This window comes from Burkholderia reimsis (assembly GCF_003294055.1).
GTDB classification, from domain to species: Bacteria; Pseudomonadota; Gammaproteobacteria; order Burkholderiales; family Burkholderiaceae; genus Burkholderia; species Burkholderia cepacia.
Map to the genome: position 1 here is coordinate 34,164 of NZ_QMFZ01000007.1, position 18,153 is coordinate 52,316.

At 64.7% G+C, this 18,153-nt stretch carries 15 protein-coding genes; 9 read left to right on the top strand and 6 right to left on the bottom strand.

Annotated features, from left to right (window positions below):
* Positions 1-2: 2 nt before the first annotated feature.
* From DPV79_RS10730 to DPV79_RS10750, 5 genes are all read right to left on the bottom strand, one after another.
* Complete coding sequence (locus DPV79_RS10730) at positions 3-1,436, bottom strand: M20 family metallopeptidase (RefSeq protein ID WP_244321732.1); 1,434 nt, start codon at positions 1,434-1,436, stop codon at positions 3-5.
* 158 nt (positions 1,437-1,594) lie between these two features.
* On the bottom strand, positions 1,595-2,770 hold the full coding sequence (locus tag DPV79_RS10735; protein ID WP_113045401.1) for a porin: 1,176 nt from the start codon (positions 2,768-2,770) through the stop codon (positions 1,595-1,597).
* A gap of 123 nt (positions 2,771-2,893) precedes the next feature.
* Positions 2,894-4,162 carry an MFS transporter gene (locus tag DPV79_RS10740; protein ID WP_165843503.1) on the bottom strand — a complete coding sequence of 423 codons (1,269 nt, stop codon included), beginning with the start codon at positions 4,160-4,162 and terminating at the stop codon, positions 2,894-2,896.
* A gap of 137 nt (positions 4,163-4,299) precedes the next feature.
* Entirely contained in the window at positions 4,300-4,983 is a 684-nt protein-coding gene (locus tag DPV79_RS10745; RefSeq protein ID WP_113045403.1) for a cysteine hydrolase family protein, read from the bottom strand.
* 89 nt (positions 4,984-5,072) lie between these two features.
* On the bottom strand, positions 5,073-5,966 hold the full coding sequence (locus DPV79_RS10750; RefSeq protein WP_113045404.1) for an MBL fold metallo-hydrolase: 894 nt from the start codon (positions 5,964-5,966) through the stop codon (positions 5,073-5,075).
* Between the two features lie 104 nt (positions 5,967-6,070).
* On the opposite strand from DPV79_RS10750, the gene DPV79_RS10755 reads away from it, so the two are divergent.
* The gene (locus DPV79_RS10755; protein WP_113045405.1) at positions 6,071-7,036 is read left to right on the top strand and encodes a LysR substrate-binding domain-containing protein; all 966 of its coding nucleotides are present in this window, start codon (positions 6,071-6,073) and stop codon (positions 7,034-7,036) included.
* Between the two features lie 38 nt (positions 7,037-7,074).
* On the opposite strand, the gene DPV79_RS10760 is transcribed toward DPV79_RS10755, so the two are convergent.
* Positions 7,075-7,695 (bottom strand): TetR/AcrR family transcriptional regulator, encoded by a 621-nt coding sequence (locus DPV79_RS10760; RefSeq protein ID WP_021158387.1) that lies wholly within the window; start codon positions 7,693-7,695, stop codon positions 7,075-7,077.
* A 370-nt stretch (positions 7,696-8,065) separates the two neighbouring features.
* Here DPV79_RS10760 and DPV79_RS10765 point away from each other — a divergent pair, with 370 nt between their 5' ends.
* The 8 genes from DPV79_RS10765 to DPV79_RS10800 all read left to right on the top strand — a co-directional run bounded on the left by DPV79_RS10765 (position 8,066) and on the right by DPV79_RS10800 (position 18,128).
* Positions 8,066-10,123, top strand: a complete 2,058-nt coding sequence (locus DPV79_RS10765) for a beta-glucosidase family protein (protein ID WP_113045406.1) — start codon at positions 8,066-8,068, stop codon at positions 10,121-10,123.
* 32 nt (positions 10,124-10,155) lie between these two features.
* Positions 10,156-11,403: an MFS transporter gene (locus tag DPV79_RS10770; RefSeq protein ID WP_165843504.1), complete on the top strand. Its 1,248-nt coding sequence runs from the start codon at positions 10,156-10,158 to the stop codon at positions 11,401-11,403.
* Between the two features lie 31 nt (positions 11,404-11,434).
* Complete coding sequence (locus DPV79_RS10775) at positions 11,435-12,922, top strand: sulfatase family protein (RefSeq protein ID WP_113045408.1); 1,488 nt, start codon at positions 11,435-11,437, stop codon at positions 12,920-12,922.
* Positions 12,923-13,081: 159 nt separating this feature from the next.
* Positions 13,082-14,119 carry a porin gene (locus DPV79_RS10780; protein ID WP_113045409.1) on the top strand — a complete coding sequence of 346 codons (1,038 nt, stop codon included), beginning with the start codon at positions 13,082-13,084 and terminating at the stop codon, positions 14,117-14,119.
* A 66-nt stretch (positions 14,120-14,185) separates the two neighbouring features.
* On the top strand, positions 14,186-14,587 hold the full coding sequence (locus DPV79_RS10785; protein ID WP_244321733.1) for a BON domain-containing protein: 402 nt from the start codon (positions 14,186-14,188) through the stop codon (positions 14,585-14,587).
* Positions 14,588-14,715: 128 nt separating this feature from the next.
* A complete protein-coding gene (locus tag DPV79_RS10790; RefSeq protein WP_113045411.1) occupies positions 14,716-16,341 on the top strand; it encodes a sulfatase in 1,626 nt (541 codons plus the stop codon).
* Positions 16,342-16,416: 75 nt separating this feature from the next.
* On the top strand, positions 16,417-17,388 hold the full coding sequence (locus tag DPV79_RS10795; protein WP_165589145.1) for a formylglycine-generating enzyme family protein: 972 nt from the start codon (positions 16,417-16,419) through the stop codon (positions 17,386-17,388).
* Between the two features lie 287 nt (positions 17,389-17,675).
* Positions 17,676-18,128: a hypothetical protein gene (locus tag DPV79_RS10800; protein WP_113045412.1), complete on the top strand. Its 453-nt coding sequence runs from the start codon at positions 17,676-17,678 to the stop codon at positions 18,126-18,128.
* Positions 18,129-18,153: the final 25 nt, after the last annotated feature.

Here is an 18,153-nt window from a genome sequence, read left to right on the forward strand (position 1 = left end):
GGTCAATGCGCGGCAGGGAGGGGCAGTTGCACGTCGTCCGGGATCGGATTCCGGAACGGCTCGTCTCCTACGCGTTCACGAAACTCGGCCTTGGCCTGTTCCAGGATGTCAGGGCGCAGATAAAGATGAACGGCCGTGCTGGCCATGATCTTGGCCGTGTGCACCATGCCCTTGTGGGCGATGCCCGACTTCCCCTGGGCGACCAGTTGCCATGAATGGCCGGGTGTGCCGATTGCATACGTGGCCCCGCGTGCCTGCACGGTGGGCGTGACCCAACTGACGCTTCCCACGTCGGTGGACGCAAGCTGCGAGCCATCGCCGACGCGCAGGGGAGCAATGGCGTTGCACAGCACGAGGCCCTTTTCCATCTTCATGCCGACACGGCGGAAAGCGGAAGAAACGGCTTCCTCGCCGACCGTCGCCTGAAACCGGGCGGCCAAGGCATGATCGGCGTCGTCGAACGCCGGCGGTCCGAGTGCGACGAACTGCGCCTGCATCAGATCCTCGAGGGGCGTGTTGCCGACCACGTTCGCGTCGCCGCTGACGATCTGCGAACGCACGGTCGTCTGGGTCATGAGGGCCGCGCCGCGAGCGATGTCGTCCACCCATTCGCGCAAACGCAGGAGATCGTCCAGATCTGCCGCGCGGACCAGGTATCTGACCGTTGCGCGCGCCTGCACGACGTTGGGTGCGGTACCACCGGTGTCGGTCACGGCATAGTGGATCCGGGCGCTCGCGGGCATATGCTCGCGCATGTAATTCACGCCGACGTTCATCAGTTCCACGGCATCAAGTGCGCTGCGGCCAAGATGGGGCGCAGAGGACGCATGCGATGCGACACCGGAAAAGTGATAGTTGATTTCGTTGCAGGCGAGGGAGACGGGATTGGCGACGCCGGAGAACGCCGCCGGATGCCAGCAGATCGCGGCGTCGACGTCGTCGAACACGCCGGCGCGGACCATGAAGCCCTTTCCGGCGCCGCCTTCCTCCGCCGGACAGCCGTAATAGCGGATCCGGCCGGGCAGGCCGTGCGCTTCCAGATAGTTCTTTACCGCGGCTGCGGCATGCATCGAGCCGGCGCCGAGAAGGTTGTGTCCGCACCCGTGTCCGCAGCCGCCTTCATGGACCGGGTCCCGCTCGTCCACGCCGGCCTTTTGCGAAAGGCCGGGCAGCGCATCGTACTCACCGAGAATGGCGATCACCGGCCCGCCGTGACCGGCTTCGCCCACCATTGCGGTGGGTATGCCGGCAATTCCCGTTTCGACGCGAAATCCCAGTTTGCGCAGCAACTGCTCGTGCGCCGCGGCGGAAAGGTACTCCTCGTAGTTGAGTTCGGGTGTCTCCCAGACCCTGTTGCTCAATGCCGTGAATTGATCCTGAATGGCATCGACGCGCGCCCAAACGTCGCGCATTGCATCCACCTGATTCTGCTGCATGAAATTCTCCTGGCTGAACGGATCGAGTACCGCCGATTAGCTGCCGTTCCATGTCTTCGACCACGCGCTGCGGGGACATCGACGGCGGTCCACAATTCAATGTACGTCGATCGAACGGAGCGAGCGACATGTCGGTGTTGCGATGGCCCCGCCGATGGTCAGAATTTATGCCGGATCCCGATGCGGACCATCGTCTGGCGATTGCTGTTCGAAGCCGGCAACGCGCTGATCGCCGCGACGGCCGAGCCGCCGGTCGAGTCGGTGCCGGATGCCTTCTGATAGACGGCGGCCAGATAGACGTCGGTGCGCTTCGACAGGAAGTAATCCGTGCCCACGGCGGCCTGAAGATATTTCGCCCCCGTATTGGTCGCGCCGTTCGCCTCGCCAACCGAATTGCCCTTCGTGTAGTTGAATGCCGCTCCCGCCAGCAGTGCCGACGTCACCTGGTATTTGAAGTTGATTTCGGCGTTGTTGAACGTTGCGGTGCCCGTGTAATGCATGGCGTTCAGGCCGGGAACCGCGCCGAGATTCATGAACCTGATGTTCGAATACGTCGCACCGATCGTCGCCGCGCCGAACGCGTAGGCGCCGCCGACGCCTATGACCTGATATGTATTGGCGGAAGCGAAGCCGCTGTAGACCGGCGTCGTGACCGCGGACGGCGTACCGGTGCCGGTATTGTTGGCGAACATGCCGGCGTTCGCGGCCGGCGTGCGGGCATTCAGGTACGCGGCACCGAGCGTCAGCGGCCCGTTCGCGTAGCTGGCGCCCAGCGACCAGATCTGGTTTGCCGTGACGTTGCCCGCGACTCCGCCGAGGCTGTACGTGCCGACGAACGTCACACCGGCATAGGTCGGGCTCGTGTACTTGATGGTGTTGTTGCCGCGGTATGAATTGTTGAAGTTGTCGATATCGCCAGCGTGCGCGGACATCGCGGTGCCCCACTGACCGGCGACGGCAAATGCGCCCACGGAGTCGACGACGGCATCGTATTGGCGGCCCAGTGTCACGGTGCCGAAACGACTCCCCAGGCCGACAAATGCCTGGCGTCCGAACTCGAGGCCGCCTTGTCCCAGCTTGCCGCTGCTGGCATCGAAGCCGTTTTCCAGCACGAAGAGCGCGTTCAGTCCACCACCCAGGTCTTCCTTGCCGCGCAGTCCCCAGCGGCTGCCCTGCAGTCCGCCGCTCGTCAGGTTGTACAACCGGGAGCCGCCGGCATTGGAGTTGTAGTTCAAGCCTTCGTCGACGATCCCGTACAGCGTCACGCTGCTCTGGGCATGCGCGATGCCTGAGAATGTGCCGAGTACGGCGAGGGCATATAACGACTTCTTCATCGATCGATCTCCGTGGATACTGGCTTTTTTGAATGGAACTCTTTTTTCGCTATTTAATAGTTATGCGAAATAATTATCATTGACCCGATGTCGGAGGGATGATCATCACCCGATCGGATCGTCTTAATCGACCGGCAGAGACAGCGCGCTTGCCCGCGTACGTTCGGACCCGGCTGCCGACGGCTGTGCCGCGTACCGGTAGCGTCCCAGCGTGGCGACCAGGATCGCGGCAGCAAACATGCATCCCGCCATGACGGCCAGCGGCAACGAGTAGTTCCGGTAATGGTCGTAATACAGCCCCAGCAAGGGCGGAACCACGACCCCGCCCAGGCAGAAAGTGGCCATGTTGAACCCGAAGAACGTGCTGAAGGACCGCATGCCGAGATAACGTCTTACCATGTAGGCCATCATGTCCTGCTCGGTTCCGATCGCGAATCCGATCAGGAGACACGCGATTCTCAAAATCGCCAGGCTGTTCGTTGTCTCAAAGAACAGGAAGCCGACTCCGCTCAGCGAAAAGAACAGGCAGGAGATGATCGTCGCGGGAAACCGGTCGACCAGCATCCCGCACAGCAGGCGGCTCACAAGAAATCCCAGACCCACGACGGCGGGGCCCTGAGCGGCTTGCGCGACGGTGAAACCGCGATCGGAAATCAGCAGTGGAATCTGTGACTGGAACGCGAGCGAGCTGGACGCAACGAGAAAAAATACGGCCGTCATGATCCACAGATGACGTGTGCGGATGCCCTCGGAAACCGTCAGACCGGGCTCGTCCTGGTTTGCCCCGCGCGTTGCGGGGCGGCGCTCCCTGAGCAACAGCATGGCGATCGCGCCGCCGACCACCGGAAACGCCGACAGGATCCGATATCCGGTTCGCCAATCGGTCGTTGAAATGAGTTCCTGGGAAACGATCGGCCATACCGACTGGCCGAGTCCGTATCCGACCGTCGCGACCGCGATCGCTGTCCCGAGCCTTTTGTCGAACCACTGGGGAAGAATCGATACGTATCCGAGCGAGGTGGTAGCCGCGCCGCAAAAGCCGATCGCGAACGTCAGCGACGCGATCAGGAAGACCGATCCGTGGACGGACGACAAGACGAAGATCAGCAGCCCGAGCAGTAGCGCGGAGGTGAAGGCCGCGCGCCTGACGCCGAAGCGGTCGATGAAGTGACCGCACACCGGCCCGCCGAACGCGCAGCCCAGCAGCGAAGCGGAGAATACGAGCGACAGTTCGGTTCGTCCCCAGCCGAACTCCGCGAGAACCGGGCGCATGAAGATCGCCAGGCTCGGAAAGAAGAAGCAGCCGAACCCGACGAACCCGCCGATGGCCACGCCCAGCAGGATCGCGGCATATCCCCCTTTCGACAGGTCGCTTGCTGTATTGCGCGTCATTTCGTTTTCCTCATACATGCTCTGATGCCGGCCGGATTTCGGGGGCCGGCCGGTACGACATTGGCGTCGACGGTGATGCGCACACATGAAGTCGGTCGGGGCTTGCCGGGACAGGCGTTCGGTGTGCTTCGCCCGGGTCAGGTGCGCCTGTTCAGTTGCTGCAAAAGCGCGTCGGTCGACGCGACGTCGGCAAAGCACTGCACCATGTTGCCGAGCGTGGCGTTGTGCTCTTCGTCGGTTCGCGCTGCATTGGCATCGGAGACGAAGACCGTCCGGTAATTGAGCATCATTGCGTCGCGCGCAGTCGACTCGCAGCAAATGTTGCTGACTGTGCCGGTAACGACCACCGTGTCCACGCCACGGCCTCTCAGGACCTCGTCGAGATCCGAAGCCCCTTGAATGAAAGCGCTGAAGCGGGTCTTCGTGCTGAACATGTCCGTCGAAGCCACGGACAGCGCCGGAAAGAGTTCGTATCCGGGATGACCTTGCGACAGGTTCTCGATCATCACGGCCGCGGCATCCGGATCGAGTCGCCGGCCGAACCAGTTGCTCCACGCGTCGGCTTGACCGCGAAAATCCGTCTGGATCCAGCATACGGTCGCGCCACGTTGTCGAAATGCGTCCGCCAATCGATTGATGGCGGGCACGATCTCGCGGGCGTACACAATCTCCAGTGCGCCGCCGGGCGCAACGAAGGCGTTCTGCATGTCGATCACGAGCAATGCGCATCGAAGCGGATCGACGTCTTCGAGCGACGTTGCAAGCCTGCCGCGTTGCCGCGACAGGCGAAGGGCGTGATCGGGAATCCTGATCCGGTGCATGCGCTGCTCCTGGCTTGAATCCTTTCCGATGGGAGCGATTCGTGCGGCGTCGTCGATTCGACGGCACGCACGATCGACCTGACTTCGTATTACAAATCGATCCGCATCAGGTCATGGGCCAGCCGCAGCGGTCCCGTGTAGTTCTTCCGGATGTCGGTCACGATTTCGTCCATCAGGTGCGGCCCCATCTGTTCCACTGGGAGATGCTTGGCGGCCGCGCGTTTCAGTACCGGGCTGGTCGAATCGAAGTGGCCGAAGTGCGTGGCGACGAGACTCTTGACGTTGGCGCGCACGGCGATCTTGCCCAGGTCGGTCGGACTGGTATGCGAAAAAGTGCCCACCCCGGTTTTCGCGCGATGCGCGATGAAGGATTCCGGGAACGTGCATTCGTGAATCAGCAGATCGGCGTCTCGTGCCAGCTTGACCATCGCATCGCATGGCGCGGTGTCGCCACTGAACGCGATCACTTTCCCTTCCGCCTCGACCCGCACGCCAAAGCACTCGCATACCTCGCGCGGGATGTGCTCGACCCAGTCGACCGAAATTTTCACGTCGTCGTCCTGGAACACCACACCAGGGCTCACTTCCCGTACCTCGGGTCGTATCGCCTCGAGATTCTGTTGCCGGATCGGGTAGGCACTGCGCGCGCGGAAGTCGGTCTGGTACGCGCCATGCTCGAACAAGTGATCGACGAAGTGCCGGGTGCCTTTCGGTCCGAGCACCAGCGGCGCTCCCGTTTTGTTGAGCATCCAGCTCGAAATCACGAAATAGGGGTAGTCGCAGATGTGGTCGTGATGCAGATGAGTCAGGAACACGAACCCCACGGACGCCGGGTCGATATTGGCGCGCACCATCTGCCGGGTTGCCCCTTCTCCGCAATCGAACAGAAAGTGGCGGCCGTTGTTCAGCGTCAGCAGGATGGCCGACTGTGCGCGGTCGGGATCGGGCAGCGCGGCGCCGGTTCCCAGCATCGTGATCTTCATGGCGTCTCCGGATTTGATGTTTGAGTGACGGCCAGTATAGTTCCGGCATAAATGACCAATTGATGAAGTTTCGTGGCGTAGTGAACACCAGGAGGAATCACCGAATGACTGCAGAATTTGAGGTTCCGTCGATCCGGCGCATTCGCTCGAGCTTGCGCATCCGCCATCTGGAACTCCTGCTGGCGCTGGACGAATTGCGCAGCCTGCACAAGGCGGGCGAGCGGATGAACATGACCCAATCCGCGGCCAGCAAGCTGTTGCGGGAAATCGAGGTGATGTTCGGTGTACCGCTCTTTTTACGGTCGCGCAGGGGGATTACGCCGACCGCGTTCGGCACGGCACTGTTCGGCAAGGCGTCGCTGCTGCTCGCAGATCTGGACGGTGCGCGCGACGAACTCGACAGCCTGGCACGCGGCGGGGCGGGCCGAATTCGCATTGGGGCGCTGCAGGTTGCGTTGCCGGTGCTGGTACCGCAATCGCTGGCCCGGCTGCGCGAGGAACAACCGGGCATCACGATGATGGTGCAGGAAGGCGCGAGCGACGTTCTGCTGACGGCGCTCGCGCACGGTGAACTCGATTGCGTGCTCGGCCGAATGACGCGACCGGTGGCGTCCGACAATTTCCGTTGGGAGGTGCTGTACGACGAACCGGTATGCGTGGTCGCCCGCCGCGGGCATCCTCTAGCCAGGAAGCGGAAGATTACGCCGGAATGCCTGGCGCGCCAGGCGTGGATCCTGCCGCCTCGCGAAGCGCCGCTGCGTCAAACGATCGAACACTATTTCGTCGCGCATCGGGTCGAACTGCCGAAGGTCGGCATCGAGTCGGTGTCGGTGCTGACAAATGCCGTGCTGATTCGTGACACGGACATGATCGCGGCCATGCCGCTGACGATGGCGCATCTCTACGAGGCGTTGGACATGCTCGCGATTCTGCGATTTCGCCCCGACTGGATGTTGCCGCCGGTAGGGATCGCGATGCGGGCCGGAGCATTGGAGTCGCCCGCGTTCGCTTCTTTTCTGTCCACGCTTCGCTCGGTGGCGCGGGAGCTGAAATCGGGGATGCCTTCGTAGTCGGCGGAGGATTCTCGCCGATCTATCCAATTACTGAATCAACGGAAGATAAACGCGACGACCGCGTCGCAATGCGCATCGATCGCTTTCTCGTCGAGCGCGTCGATGCCGTGCGCGTAGCGCATTTCCGCCGTCAACAGGTACGGCACTTGCGCGATCGCGGTAATCATGTACAGCAGCACGACCGGGTCGATCCGCGCGAGCCCGTCGGTCGTTTCGCTGACATAGCGCACCAGCGGCACCGAGCGATCGTGGCGCGGCCGCACGAAGGTTTCCGCCATCCACTTCAGGCGTTCCGAATCGCGATTGGCCTCCTGCATCATCAGCCGCGCGTGCTCGGGATGCGCGGCGCAATAGCGCACGTAGTTGCGGATGTACTGCTTGACGGCGTCGATCGAGAACGTGTCCGACGCCGGGTCGGGCAACGCGACGCCTTCCATGAACCGGTCGAACAGCTGCGTCACGCTGGCGCGCCACAGGTTCTCCTTGTTGCCGAAGTAGTAGCGGATCATCGCGTGGTTGACGCCTGCCGCGTCCGCGATGTCGCGCAGGCTGACCGCGTCGAAACCGCGGGTCGAGAACTGTTCGAGCGCGATCCCCAGAATGTCCGAACGGGTCTGCTCGCTGCGTTCCTGCTGTGCCTGCCGTGCAATCTGCATCTGTCCTGTCCTTGATCGAATCCCCCGGATTGTGCCGTCCGCGCGGATCGGCCGCAACGGGCCGTCCCGACCCGCCGCCGCGCGCCGGGGCGACCTCCTGGCCCGTCCGGGTCGGGGAAAACCCCGCCGTCGTTGCCGCCTTTACCCGCTTGACACTCACGCTCAAAACAATAATTATCCACTCGGATAATTATTTGGTGGAAACAGTTCGGCTGACGATGCAAGCGTGGTGTCGGCCGGTCCCATTCAGACGAAGCAACGCGTGATGACATCCTCGACTCGACTGCAGACCCCCATCGAATCCCCGGCCGCCGAGAGCATGGCGCCGGCGGATTGTCCCGACGCCCGTGCGCGGGAGACCGAAGCCCGCATGACCGACGACGAGCGGTTTTCGCTGCTCTACAGCCTGATGGTGCGCGTGTTCGGCCGCACCGGCCGCGAGCCGCGCGTGCCGGCCGACCTGCCCGTCATCGCCGGCTACGTCCCCGGCGTGCCGCGCCTCGGCGTGCCGGCGCTGAAGCTGGCCGACGCCAGCCTCGGCCTGCGCCATACCGAAACCGCGGACGAGCGCGCGACCGCGTTCCCGGCCGGGCTGGCGCTCGGCGCGACCTTCCATCCGGCGCTGGCGCGCACGATGGGCGCGGCGATCGGCAAGGAAGCGCGCGCACGCGGCTTCAACGTGGCGTTGGGCGGCGGCATCAACCTGGTGCGCGACGTGCGCAACGGCCGCAATTTCGAATACGTATCGGAAGATCCGCTGCTGTCCGGGCGGATCGGCGGCTGCGTGGTGGCCGGCACGCAGCGCGAGGGCGTGATCGCGCTGCTCAAGCACGTGTCGCTCAATGCGAGCGAGACCAACAAGTTCTTCCTGAACGCCGTGATCGATCCGGATGCGCATCGCGAGAGCGACCTGCTCGCGTTCCAGATCGCGATCGAGGCGGGCGATCCCGGCGCGCTGATGACCGCGTACAACCGGGTCAACGGCGAGTACACGAGCGGCAACCGGCATCTGATGCAGGACGTCGTCAAGGACGCGATGGGCTTCAAGGGCTGGATCATGTCGGACTGGCGCGCGGTGTACGGCTGGGAGTCCGCGCTCGCGGGCCTCGACCAGCATTCGGGCGCGCAGCTCGACGAGGCCGAGTGGTTCAACGAGCCGCTGCGGCGCGCGTACGACGAAGGCAAGGTGCCGCTGGCACGCATCGGCGAGATGGTGACGCGCATCCTGCGTTCCTGTTATGCGGTCGGCATCGATCGCGAGCGCGCGCCTGAGCCGGTCGATTTCGCCGCGCACGACGCGATCGCGCTGCAGATTGCCCGCGAGGGCATCGTGCTGCTGAAGAACGAACGCGAGGTGCTGCCGCTCGCGCCGACGACGCGGCGCATCGCGGTGATCGGCGGTTTCGCGCAGGCGGGCGTGCTGTCCGGGTCGGGCTCCAGCCAGGTGATGCCGCACGGCGGTTATGCGGCGGTCGTGCCGATGCGCAGCCATCCGCTGCTCGGGCCGACCGCGATGTGCATCGGCGGCGCGTCGCCGCTCGCGGCGTTGCGTGCGCAACGGCCGGACGCGATCGTCGAATACGACAGCGGCGCGCACGTCGCGGACGCGGTCGCGCTCGCGCGCCGCGCCGACGTCGTGATCGTCAATGCCATCCGTCACGAAGGCGAGCGTTTCGATTGTCCGGACATGACGCTGCCGTTCGGCCAGGATGCGCTGATCGACGCGCTGGCGCGCGCGAACGCCAATACGGTCGTCGTGCTGCAGACCGGCAACCCGGTCGCGATGCCGTGGAGCGGCGAAGTCGCCGCGATCGTGCAGGCGTGGTATCCGGGGCAGGCGGGCGGGCAGGCGATCGCCGAGATCCTGACGGGCCGCGTCAATCCGTCGGGCCGGCTGCCGGTCACGTTCCCGGCCGATGTCGCGGATACGCCGCATCCGGCGCTGCCGGGTGCCGATGTCGAACTCGGCACGCCGATCGACGTGCACTACCACGAGGGCGCGGAGGTCGGTTATCGCTGGTTCGCGAAGACGGGGCGGTCGCCGCGTTTCGGCTTCGGTTTCGGGTTGAGCTATACGCGCTTCGCGTACGACGACCTGCGGCTCGAAGGCGGCGACACGGTAACGGCGCGTTTCACGGTGACCAACACGGGCAAGCGCGACGGCGACGACGTGCCGCAGCTCTACCTGACGGATGCATGCGGCGAGTCGCGCATGCGGCTGCTCGGTTTCGAGCGCGTGACGCTGCGCGCGGGCGAATCCGTCCGTGTGTCGCTGAAGGTCGATCCGCGCCTGCTGGCCCGGTTCGACGGACAGGCCGGACAGTGGCGGATCGACGGTGGCACGTATCGCATCGCGCTGGCGCGTGCGGCGACCGATCACGCGATCGTCGGGGCGGTGCAGCTCGACGGGCGGGCGTTCGGGCGCTGAGCGGACGGCGGCGGACGATGAATGGAGAGATTATGGACGAATTGATGGTTGTATCGGCCCGCAAAACGGGCAACCGGTATCTCGGCGTGACGTTGACGGTCGCCTTCGTCGGCGTCTGGCTGGCGATGTTGCCGTATCCGATGGTGATCCTGCCGATGCTGGCGGAACGAATCTCGCCGACCGACAAGGCAGCCGTGCTGGCGCGGGCACTCGGCATCGGCTCGTTCATCGGCCTGATCGCGCAGCCGATCTTCGGTGTGCTGAGCGATCACACGCGCTCGCGCTGGGGCATGCGCAAGCCGTGGATCCTGGGCGGCATGCTGGGCGGGCTCGGTGCGATGGCCGTCATGGCGACCGCTCGCACGCCCGCGCAGCTCGCGCTCGGATGGGGGCTGATGGCGTTGACCTTCAATTCGACCTTGAGCGGTCTCAACGCGGTGCTGCCGGATCAGGTCCGGTCCGAAAAGCTCGGCGTCTATTCGTCGCTCGTCGGGTTCACGCCGCCGATCGGTGTGTTGCTGGGCGTCGGGATCGCGAGGCAACTGGCGCCCGACCTCGTTTCGATCGCGCTGGTACAGGGGGCGATCGCGCTGGTGGCGATTGTCTGCTTCGTCATGCTGACCAACGACCGGAAGCTGGATGCCGGCCACGTGAAACCGCTGCAGTGGAGGCAACTGGCGGCGAGTTTCTGGACCAATCCGGTCAGGCATCCGGATTTCGCGATCGCGTGGCTGTCGCGTGCGCTGGTGCTGTTCGGCGTAAGCAGCCTGCAGTACTACCTGCTGTTCTATCTGCGCGACCGGATCGGCCTGTCGACGAAAGAGACGCCGCACGCGATGTTCCTGTGCCTGCTGGTGGCCACGACGGCCATGACGGCCAGCGCACTGGTGTTCGGTCGCCTGTCGGATCGGATGCGGCGCCGCAAGGTCTTCGTGATCGGGGCCGGCATCGGGATGGCGCTCGGGTTTCCGGTGCTCCTGTTCTGCACGACGTTCCCGCAATTGCTGGTCGTGATCGCGTGGATCGGCGTGGCGCAGGGCGCGTATCTGGCCGTCGACCTCGCGCTGGTGACCGAAGTGCTGCCCGATCGTGATGCCGCGGCAAAGGACATGGGCGTGTTCCATCTCGCGAACGTCGTGCCGCAGTTGTCCCTGTCCCTTCTCGCCACCTGGCTGACCGGGCCGGGCGGTGCGATCCGCTTCGACGCGCTGTTCATCGCGGCAAGTTGCGCGGTGTTGCTCGGCGGGATCGTCATCGCTGCGATCAGGTCGGTTCGTTGACCTCGACGCGTATTTTTCCAACGGATATTTCATGACCACGAAGCCCAATTTCGTCATCATCGTCGCGGACCAGTTGCGTGCCGACTGCGTTCACGCGGTCCATCCCGCGACGCCCGTCCTCACGCCGAACCTCGACCGGCTCGCCGCCGGCGGTGTCGCATTCACGCAGGCGTTCGGACAACACAGTGTCTGTTCGCCGTCGCGCGTGTCGTTCCTGTCGGGACAGTATCCGCACGTGGCCGGCCATCGCACGCTCGGTTACCTGCTGGGGCCGGACGAGCCGAATTTCCTGCGCGTCTTCAAGGAAAACGGCTATCACGTCGCGATGGCAGGCGGTCGCGGCGACTCGTTCGCGCCCGGCGCGACCGAGCGTTCGGCGCACGAGTATGGCTTCCTGCCGGAGGAGACGCGGCGAAGCGCGGCGGAATTCCTGCAGAGCAAGACAAAGGGAGACCCAACCGACCCGATGGTGCGCGCGTTCTTTCGGGGGCAGCGTTCGAAGGAGCAGGCCGCGATCGAATACGACGAAGTGGTGATCCGCACGGCGGAGCATTGGCTTGCCGCTCCGCCTCGCGAGCCGTGGGTGCTGTATGTCCCGCTGTTCGCGCCGCATCCGCCGTTCGAAGCGGAGGAGCCGTGGTTCTCGATGTACGACCGCGCCGCGGTGCCCGAGGGTGCCGTCGGCAGTGGCCGGATGCCGGCGTATGTCGATGCGCTGTCCAGCGCGCATGGATGGGACCAGCTGACCGATGCGCAATGGCGGGAACTGCGTGCCGTGTACTACGGCATGGTGTCGAGACTCGATCATCATGTCGGCCGCGTGATGGACGCGGCTGCCCGGGCCACGGAGCCGGGGCGCCTGATCACCACGTTCTTTTCGGACCACGGTGAATACCTCGGGGATTTCGGGCTCGCCGAGAAGTGGCCGTCGGGCGTGCACGAATGCCTGTTGCGCAATCCGCTGATCGTATCGGGCGCGTCCCGGCCTGAGGTGGCCGGCACGACCTCGAGCGCGATGGTCGAGATGATCGATGTGTTTCCCACGCTGCTCGAGCTGGCGGGGCTGGAAGCGACGCATGCGCACTACGGGAAGAGCTTCGCACGCTGCCTTCGGGCGGCCGGAGAGACGCATCGTGAGCAGGCGTTCAGCGAGGGCGGCTTCCTGACCCGGGAAGTCGACCATTTCGAGCAGGCCGGCTTTCCGTACGACATCAAGGCGAAGCTGCAAAGCGGGCAACCGGAGACCGTGGGCAAGGCCGCGGTCATCCGGACGCCGGAATGGACGTACGTATGGCGTCTCTACGAGGCGCCCGAGCTGTATCGACGCACGACCGATCCGAGCGAGACGACGAACCTGGCCGGCCAGCCGGAGTATGCCGACATCGAGGCCGGGCTGCTGGAGCGCCTGTTGCGCTGGCAAGTCGAGACGGCTGATGTCCTGCCCGCCGCGAAAGGCTCCCGTTTCCCGCCGGTCGATTTGCCGCGACCCGGCGAGTGGAGTGCGCCGGAAGATCGATAGGCAATAACCGGGCGCGAAGGCGGTACGTTCACTACGCATTCGCGCCCGGCTCGCACGGGCTCGGAGAAGCCAGGCGAGATGTAGTCCGGTTGAACATGCAATTTAATAAGGATGATTAATTATTGGAGGAGCGGTGCGGTGAGGAGACTGACATTAGGCATGGTTGCGCTGGTGATTTCCGGAAGCGCGCACGCGCAGTCGAGCGTGACGCTGTTCGGCACGCTCGGCGGCGGTGTTCGATGGACCGATGGCGGGAAGGGCGGGCAACAGGTTGGCTTCGACAACAATCCGATTGCGGGTAATACCCTCGGTTTCACGGGCAAGGAGGACCTCGGCGGCGGAGTGAGAGCTGTGTTCCTGCTGCAGAGCGGCTTCAACCTGGGCACCGGTGCGTTGAAATCGTCGAGTACGCTTTTCTCGCAGCGGGCGTACGTCGGGCTGGAGGGGGGATTCGGCCGGCTGACGCTCGGGCGCCAGCTGAACGCCGCCGAAGATATCGGCGTTCAACTCGATCCGAACCAGGCCAATGGCTCGACGCTTGCGATGACGCCCGGCATTGTCTGGGGCGGCAATTTCTTTACGCTCGATGCCCGCTTCAACAACACGATCAAATACGTCGGCCGACTCGGCGGGTTTGCGCTGAGAGCAAGCTATTCGCCGGGCGGCGTGGCCGGCGACTGGCACACGGGTACGAATCTGTCCGTCGGCGCCAGTTATCAGTTCCGCTCGCTGCTGCTGGCGGCTGCGTACCAGAAGACCTACAGCGCCACCACCGACCAGTGGGCGAAAACCGCGATGGGCGGCGCGACGTGGCAACTCGGGCCGACGCGGCTGTACCTGAGCTACAGCACGCTGGCGGTTTCCGCGGCGAGCGCGGCCGGCAGCGAGCGGCGCGACAACATTCCCGGGGTCGGCATCGTCTACCAGATCACGCCGACGTTGCAGTTCACCGGCGCCACCTATTACGACATGGCCAGCAACCTGAAAAACGTTGCCGGGGCGGATGGCCGGAAGATGACTTCGTACGCGATGCTCGAATATTTCCTGTCGAAACGGTCGGAACTCTATGTGGAGTTCGACCGGAACGGCTTCTCGGGGGCCTACAAGAAGGATCCGACGAACGTGTCGGCACTGAACCTGCGTCCCGACGGGCGCACGGTGAGCGGTGTATCGATCGGCGTCATGACGCAGTTCTAGAGATATTGCCCATGGCGTCGCGGCGCATGAAGCGGCGCGATGCCAGGGCATCACGGGAGAAACGACATGCAGGTTGGTAGAACGGGATGCCGCCACGTTGCGGCAGCGATGATCGCGTTGAGCGCGCTGAGCGCGGCGGCTCAGGAATCGCAGGGTGGAGCGGCATCGGCATCGGCACCGGACGCGGCATCGGCGGTATCGGCGGCAGCGTCGGCGTCGGGCAGCGAGTCGCGCAAGGCGACGAAGGCGGCCGATCGCAAGTTGCGCAAACAGGTGGCAGGCGTGCTGGCGCGAACGAAGCGTCTCGATGCGAGCCGTCTGCTCATCTTCGCGAAGTCCGGCGTCGTCACGCTGTCCGGCGAGGTGGCCGATGCCGAGCAGGCCGCGCTGGCCGTGTCGGCCGCGCAGCGCGTGCCGGGCGTCGGCGAGGTGCGCAATCGGTTGCGCATCAGTCCGCAGACCCGGTAAGACGGGCACCCTTTGAATCGTCGCGTGCGTTGCATCGGGCATGACGGCGCGACCGTTCCGGCGGCGAAACGCGCGTGAACGAGGCAGCCACGAACAACGCATCAAACGTAGAGTGAATTGAACCGATCATGAAAGCCATACTCGTGATGTACGACAGCCTGAATCGGCACATGCTGCCGCCGTACGGCAACACCTGGGTCCACGCGCCGAATTTTCAGCGGCTCGCCGATCGCAGCGCGACTTTCGACAACTGCTATATCGGCAGCATGGCCTGCATACCGGCGCGCAGGGAACTGCATACCGGGCGCTACAACTTTCTGCATCGCAGCTGGGGGCCGCTGGAGCCGTTCGACGATTCGATGCCGGCCATGCTGCGCAAGAAGGGCATTCATGCCCATCTGGCGAGCGATCATCCGCACTACTGGGAAGATGGCGGCGCGACCTACCACACGCGATACAGCAGCTGGGAATTCTTCCGGGGGCAGGAGGGCGATCCATGGAAGGCGGAACTCGGGCCGCCTCCGATGCCGGCCCGGCTCAAGGGCGCGTTGAAGGAGAGCGCCGCGCGGCAGGATTTCGTGAACCGCCAGTATTACCCGACCGAGGATCTCCATCCGCAAACGCTGACGTTCGATGCGGGCGAAGCGTTCCTGAGAAAAAATCACGACAAGGATTCGTGGTTCCTGCAGATCGAGACATTCGATCCGCACGAGCCGTTCGCCAGCTATCCGAAGTATCGCGACCTTTACCCGGGCGAGGGAGGCGACGCGCACTTCGACTGGCCGCCCTACGGCCCCGTCTCCGCCGGCGAGACGGACGGCGACATGCGTACCGCGCAAGCCGGGTACGCCGCGCTCGTGTCCATGTGCGACCGTTCGCTCGGGCGGGTCCTCGACCTGATGGACGAACTGGATCTGTGGCGCGACACGATGCTGATCGTGTGCACCGACCACGGGTACATGCTCGGCGAACACGGATGGTGGGCGAAGACGGTCCAGCCGTGGTTCAACGAACTCGCCAACACGCCGCTGTTCATCTGGGATCCGCGCTGCCGTCGGGCGGGCGTGCGGCGCCAGTCGCTCGTTCAGATGATCGATATCGCGCCGACGCTGCTCGATTTCTTCGGGCTGGAACCCACGCCGGACATGCAGGGCGGCGCGCTCCGGAAAACGATCGACGAAGACGCGCCCGTTCGCGAGGCCGCGCTGTTCGGCATGCATGGCGAACAAGTGAACGTGACCGACGGTCGTTACGTGTACATGCGCTCGGGCGCCGACCCGGACCGTAACGAACCGCTGTACGAATATACGTTGATGCCGACTCACATGCGGGAGATGTTCGGTGTCGATGAACTGCAGGATATCGAACTGTCGGAACCCTTTTCGTTTACGAAGGGCGTGCGGACGATGAGGATCGCGAGCCGGCCGATCGGGTATGCGTACCGGTCGGGGACGCTGCTGTTCGATCTGCATGACGATCCGAAACAGGAGCGGCCGCTGTACGACGAGTCGGTCGAACTGCGGATGGCCGGACTCATGCGCGATCTGATGCGGGCCAACGATGCGCCGCAGGAGCAATACACGCGGCTCGGGCTGCCGTCCACCGGCGCGATCGAGCCCGCACAGCTCCTGGCCCGCAGCCACGCGGATCGCGCCGAACGGTTGCGTGCGCATCTGGCCGTCCAGGCACGGGCGATGCGCGCCGAGATCGAGCGCAAGCGCGCGGCGCAGGCCGGGGCGTCGTCGGGTGATTGACGTGCGATGCAATCCGGGTTTTGACATGCCGTGGCCGGCAGAGTCGGAGAAACGGTGGTCCGGCGAGGAGGAAAATTGAACAACGACAAGCATCGATCGTGCTGTCCCGGCGCGGGAAAGCGCCAGCAACTGTCCGCCGTTTCGGCGCATGCGTGCGCGTCGGGCATCCACAGCACGGGCGCCGGCGTGCCGTCGAACCGGGACATCGTCTGGTTCGAGGCAGGCAAGAGCTGGGTCGGCACGGATACGCCCGTCATCAAGGCGGACGGCGAGGGGCCACGGCGGCGCGTTACGCTGCGCGCGTTCGGGATGGATCGTTATGCCGTCTCGAATGCGCGGTTCGCGGAGTTCGTCGCCGCGACCGGGTATCGCACGGAAGCCGAGCGCATCGGCTGGAGCTACGTGTTTCGATCGTCCGCCGTTTCAGCGAACCATCTGGTGGGCACCGCGGACGCGCCGTGGTGGCTGGCGATCGACGGCGCGAACTGGGCGGCGCCGGAGGGGCCCGGTTCGTCGCTTGGCGGGCGCGAGCAGCATCCGGTCGTGCATGTTTCGTGGAACGACGCGTGCGCCTTCGCGGCGTGGTGCGGCGGCCGGCTGCCGACCGAGGCCGAGTGGGAGCATGCGGCAAGAGGAGGCGCGCAGGCGCGCCGGTATCCGTGGGGCGATGAGGAGCCGTCCGACGAGATGCAGTGCTGCAATATCTGGCACGGCGTGTTTCCCCATCTGAACACGTCGCCGGACGGGTATGCCGGCACGGTTCGGGTCGATGCGTTTTCGCCGAATCCCGCCGGGTTGTACAACTGCAGCGGCAACGTGTGGGAATGGTGCGCCGATCCGTTCCTGACGCAGTCGTTGTCGAGCGCGGGAAAGGCCAGGAACCGTCAGGCGCTCGCGGAGCGGGAACACACGCTGAAAGGCGGTTCGTATCTGTGTCATCGCGACTACTGTTATCGCTACCGCATCGCCGCCCGGACAGGCCGGCCGCGGGATACGTCGACCGGACACACGGGCTTCCGGATTGCGTACGACGCCGCGCACGAATGACTGGCGGCGTGCCGGCGGAGCGGCCGGGCGTTCTTGAATGGCCCGGCGGCCTGCATGCCGCAACGGTGGCGAATCGATCCTGGCATGCCGGCCATGTTCCCGTTCGACGCGATGTCGAACCGTGCCGATGGCGCGGCGATGCACGGGAGGCCGGTGCGGTTTGCCGGGCCACGTCGCGTGACGTGGCTCCCGCGCCGTTCCATCAGGCCTGCGAAAAATAATGATCGGTGGCGGCATTCAAGGTAGATTGACGTTTTCGCGATCGCGAACGCCACGGAGTGCCGCGCATGTTGACCTATTCCGTCCAGAAAGTCGGCTACGACTTCGATCAGCTGGATCCGCAAGGCGCGACGGACTACGCGTCGTTCATGCACGCGTTCGACGCGTTCCCGTGGGGCGCGCAGCATGCGCAGTGGGACGACACGCAGACGGGCCCGTTGCCTGCCCTCGTGCTGCAGCATGCCGATGATCAGCGGGAGTTGTGGGTGACCGCGCTGGGCGATGCACATGCGACGGGCTTCCAGTTGTTCGCCGTTTCGATGCGGATGAAGAAGGGGCTGTTCGGCCTCGGAAAGGGCAAGCTGGAGCGGAACGTCGACACGATCGACGTCGAATCGCGCGCGGATGTCGACACGTTGTGCCGGCTGTTTTGCGACCGCCGGTACGACGAACTCGACCGGCTGGCGGCGCGGCACGCGGAGCGCAGCGCGACGGCGTCTGGCGACGACGGCGACGATTGATCGCTGTCGCGCATCCGCATCAGGT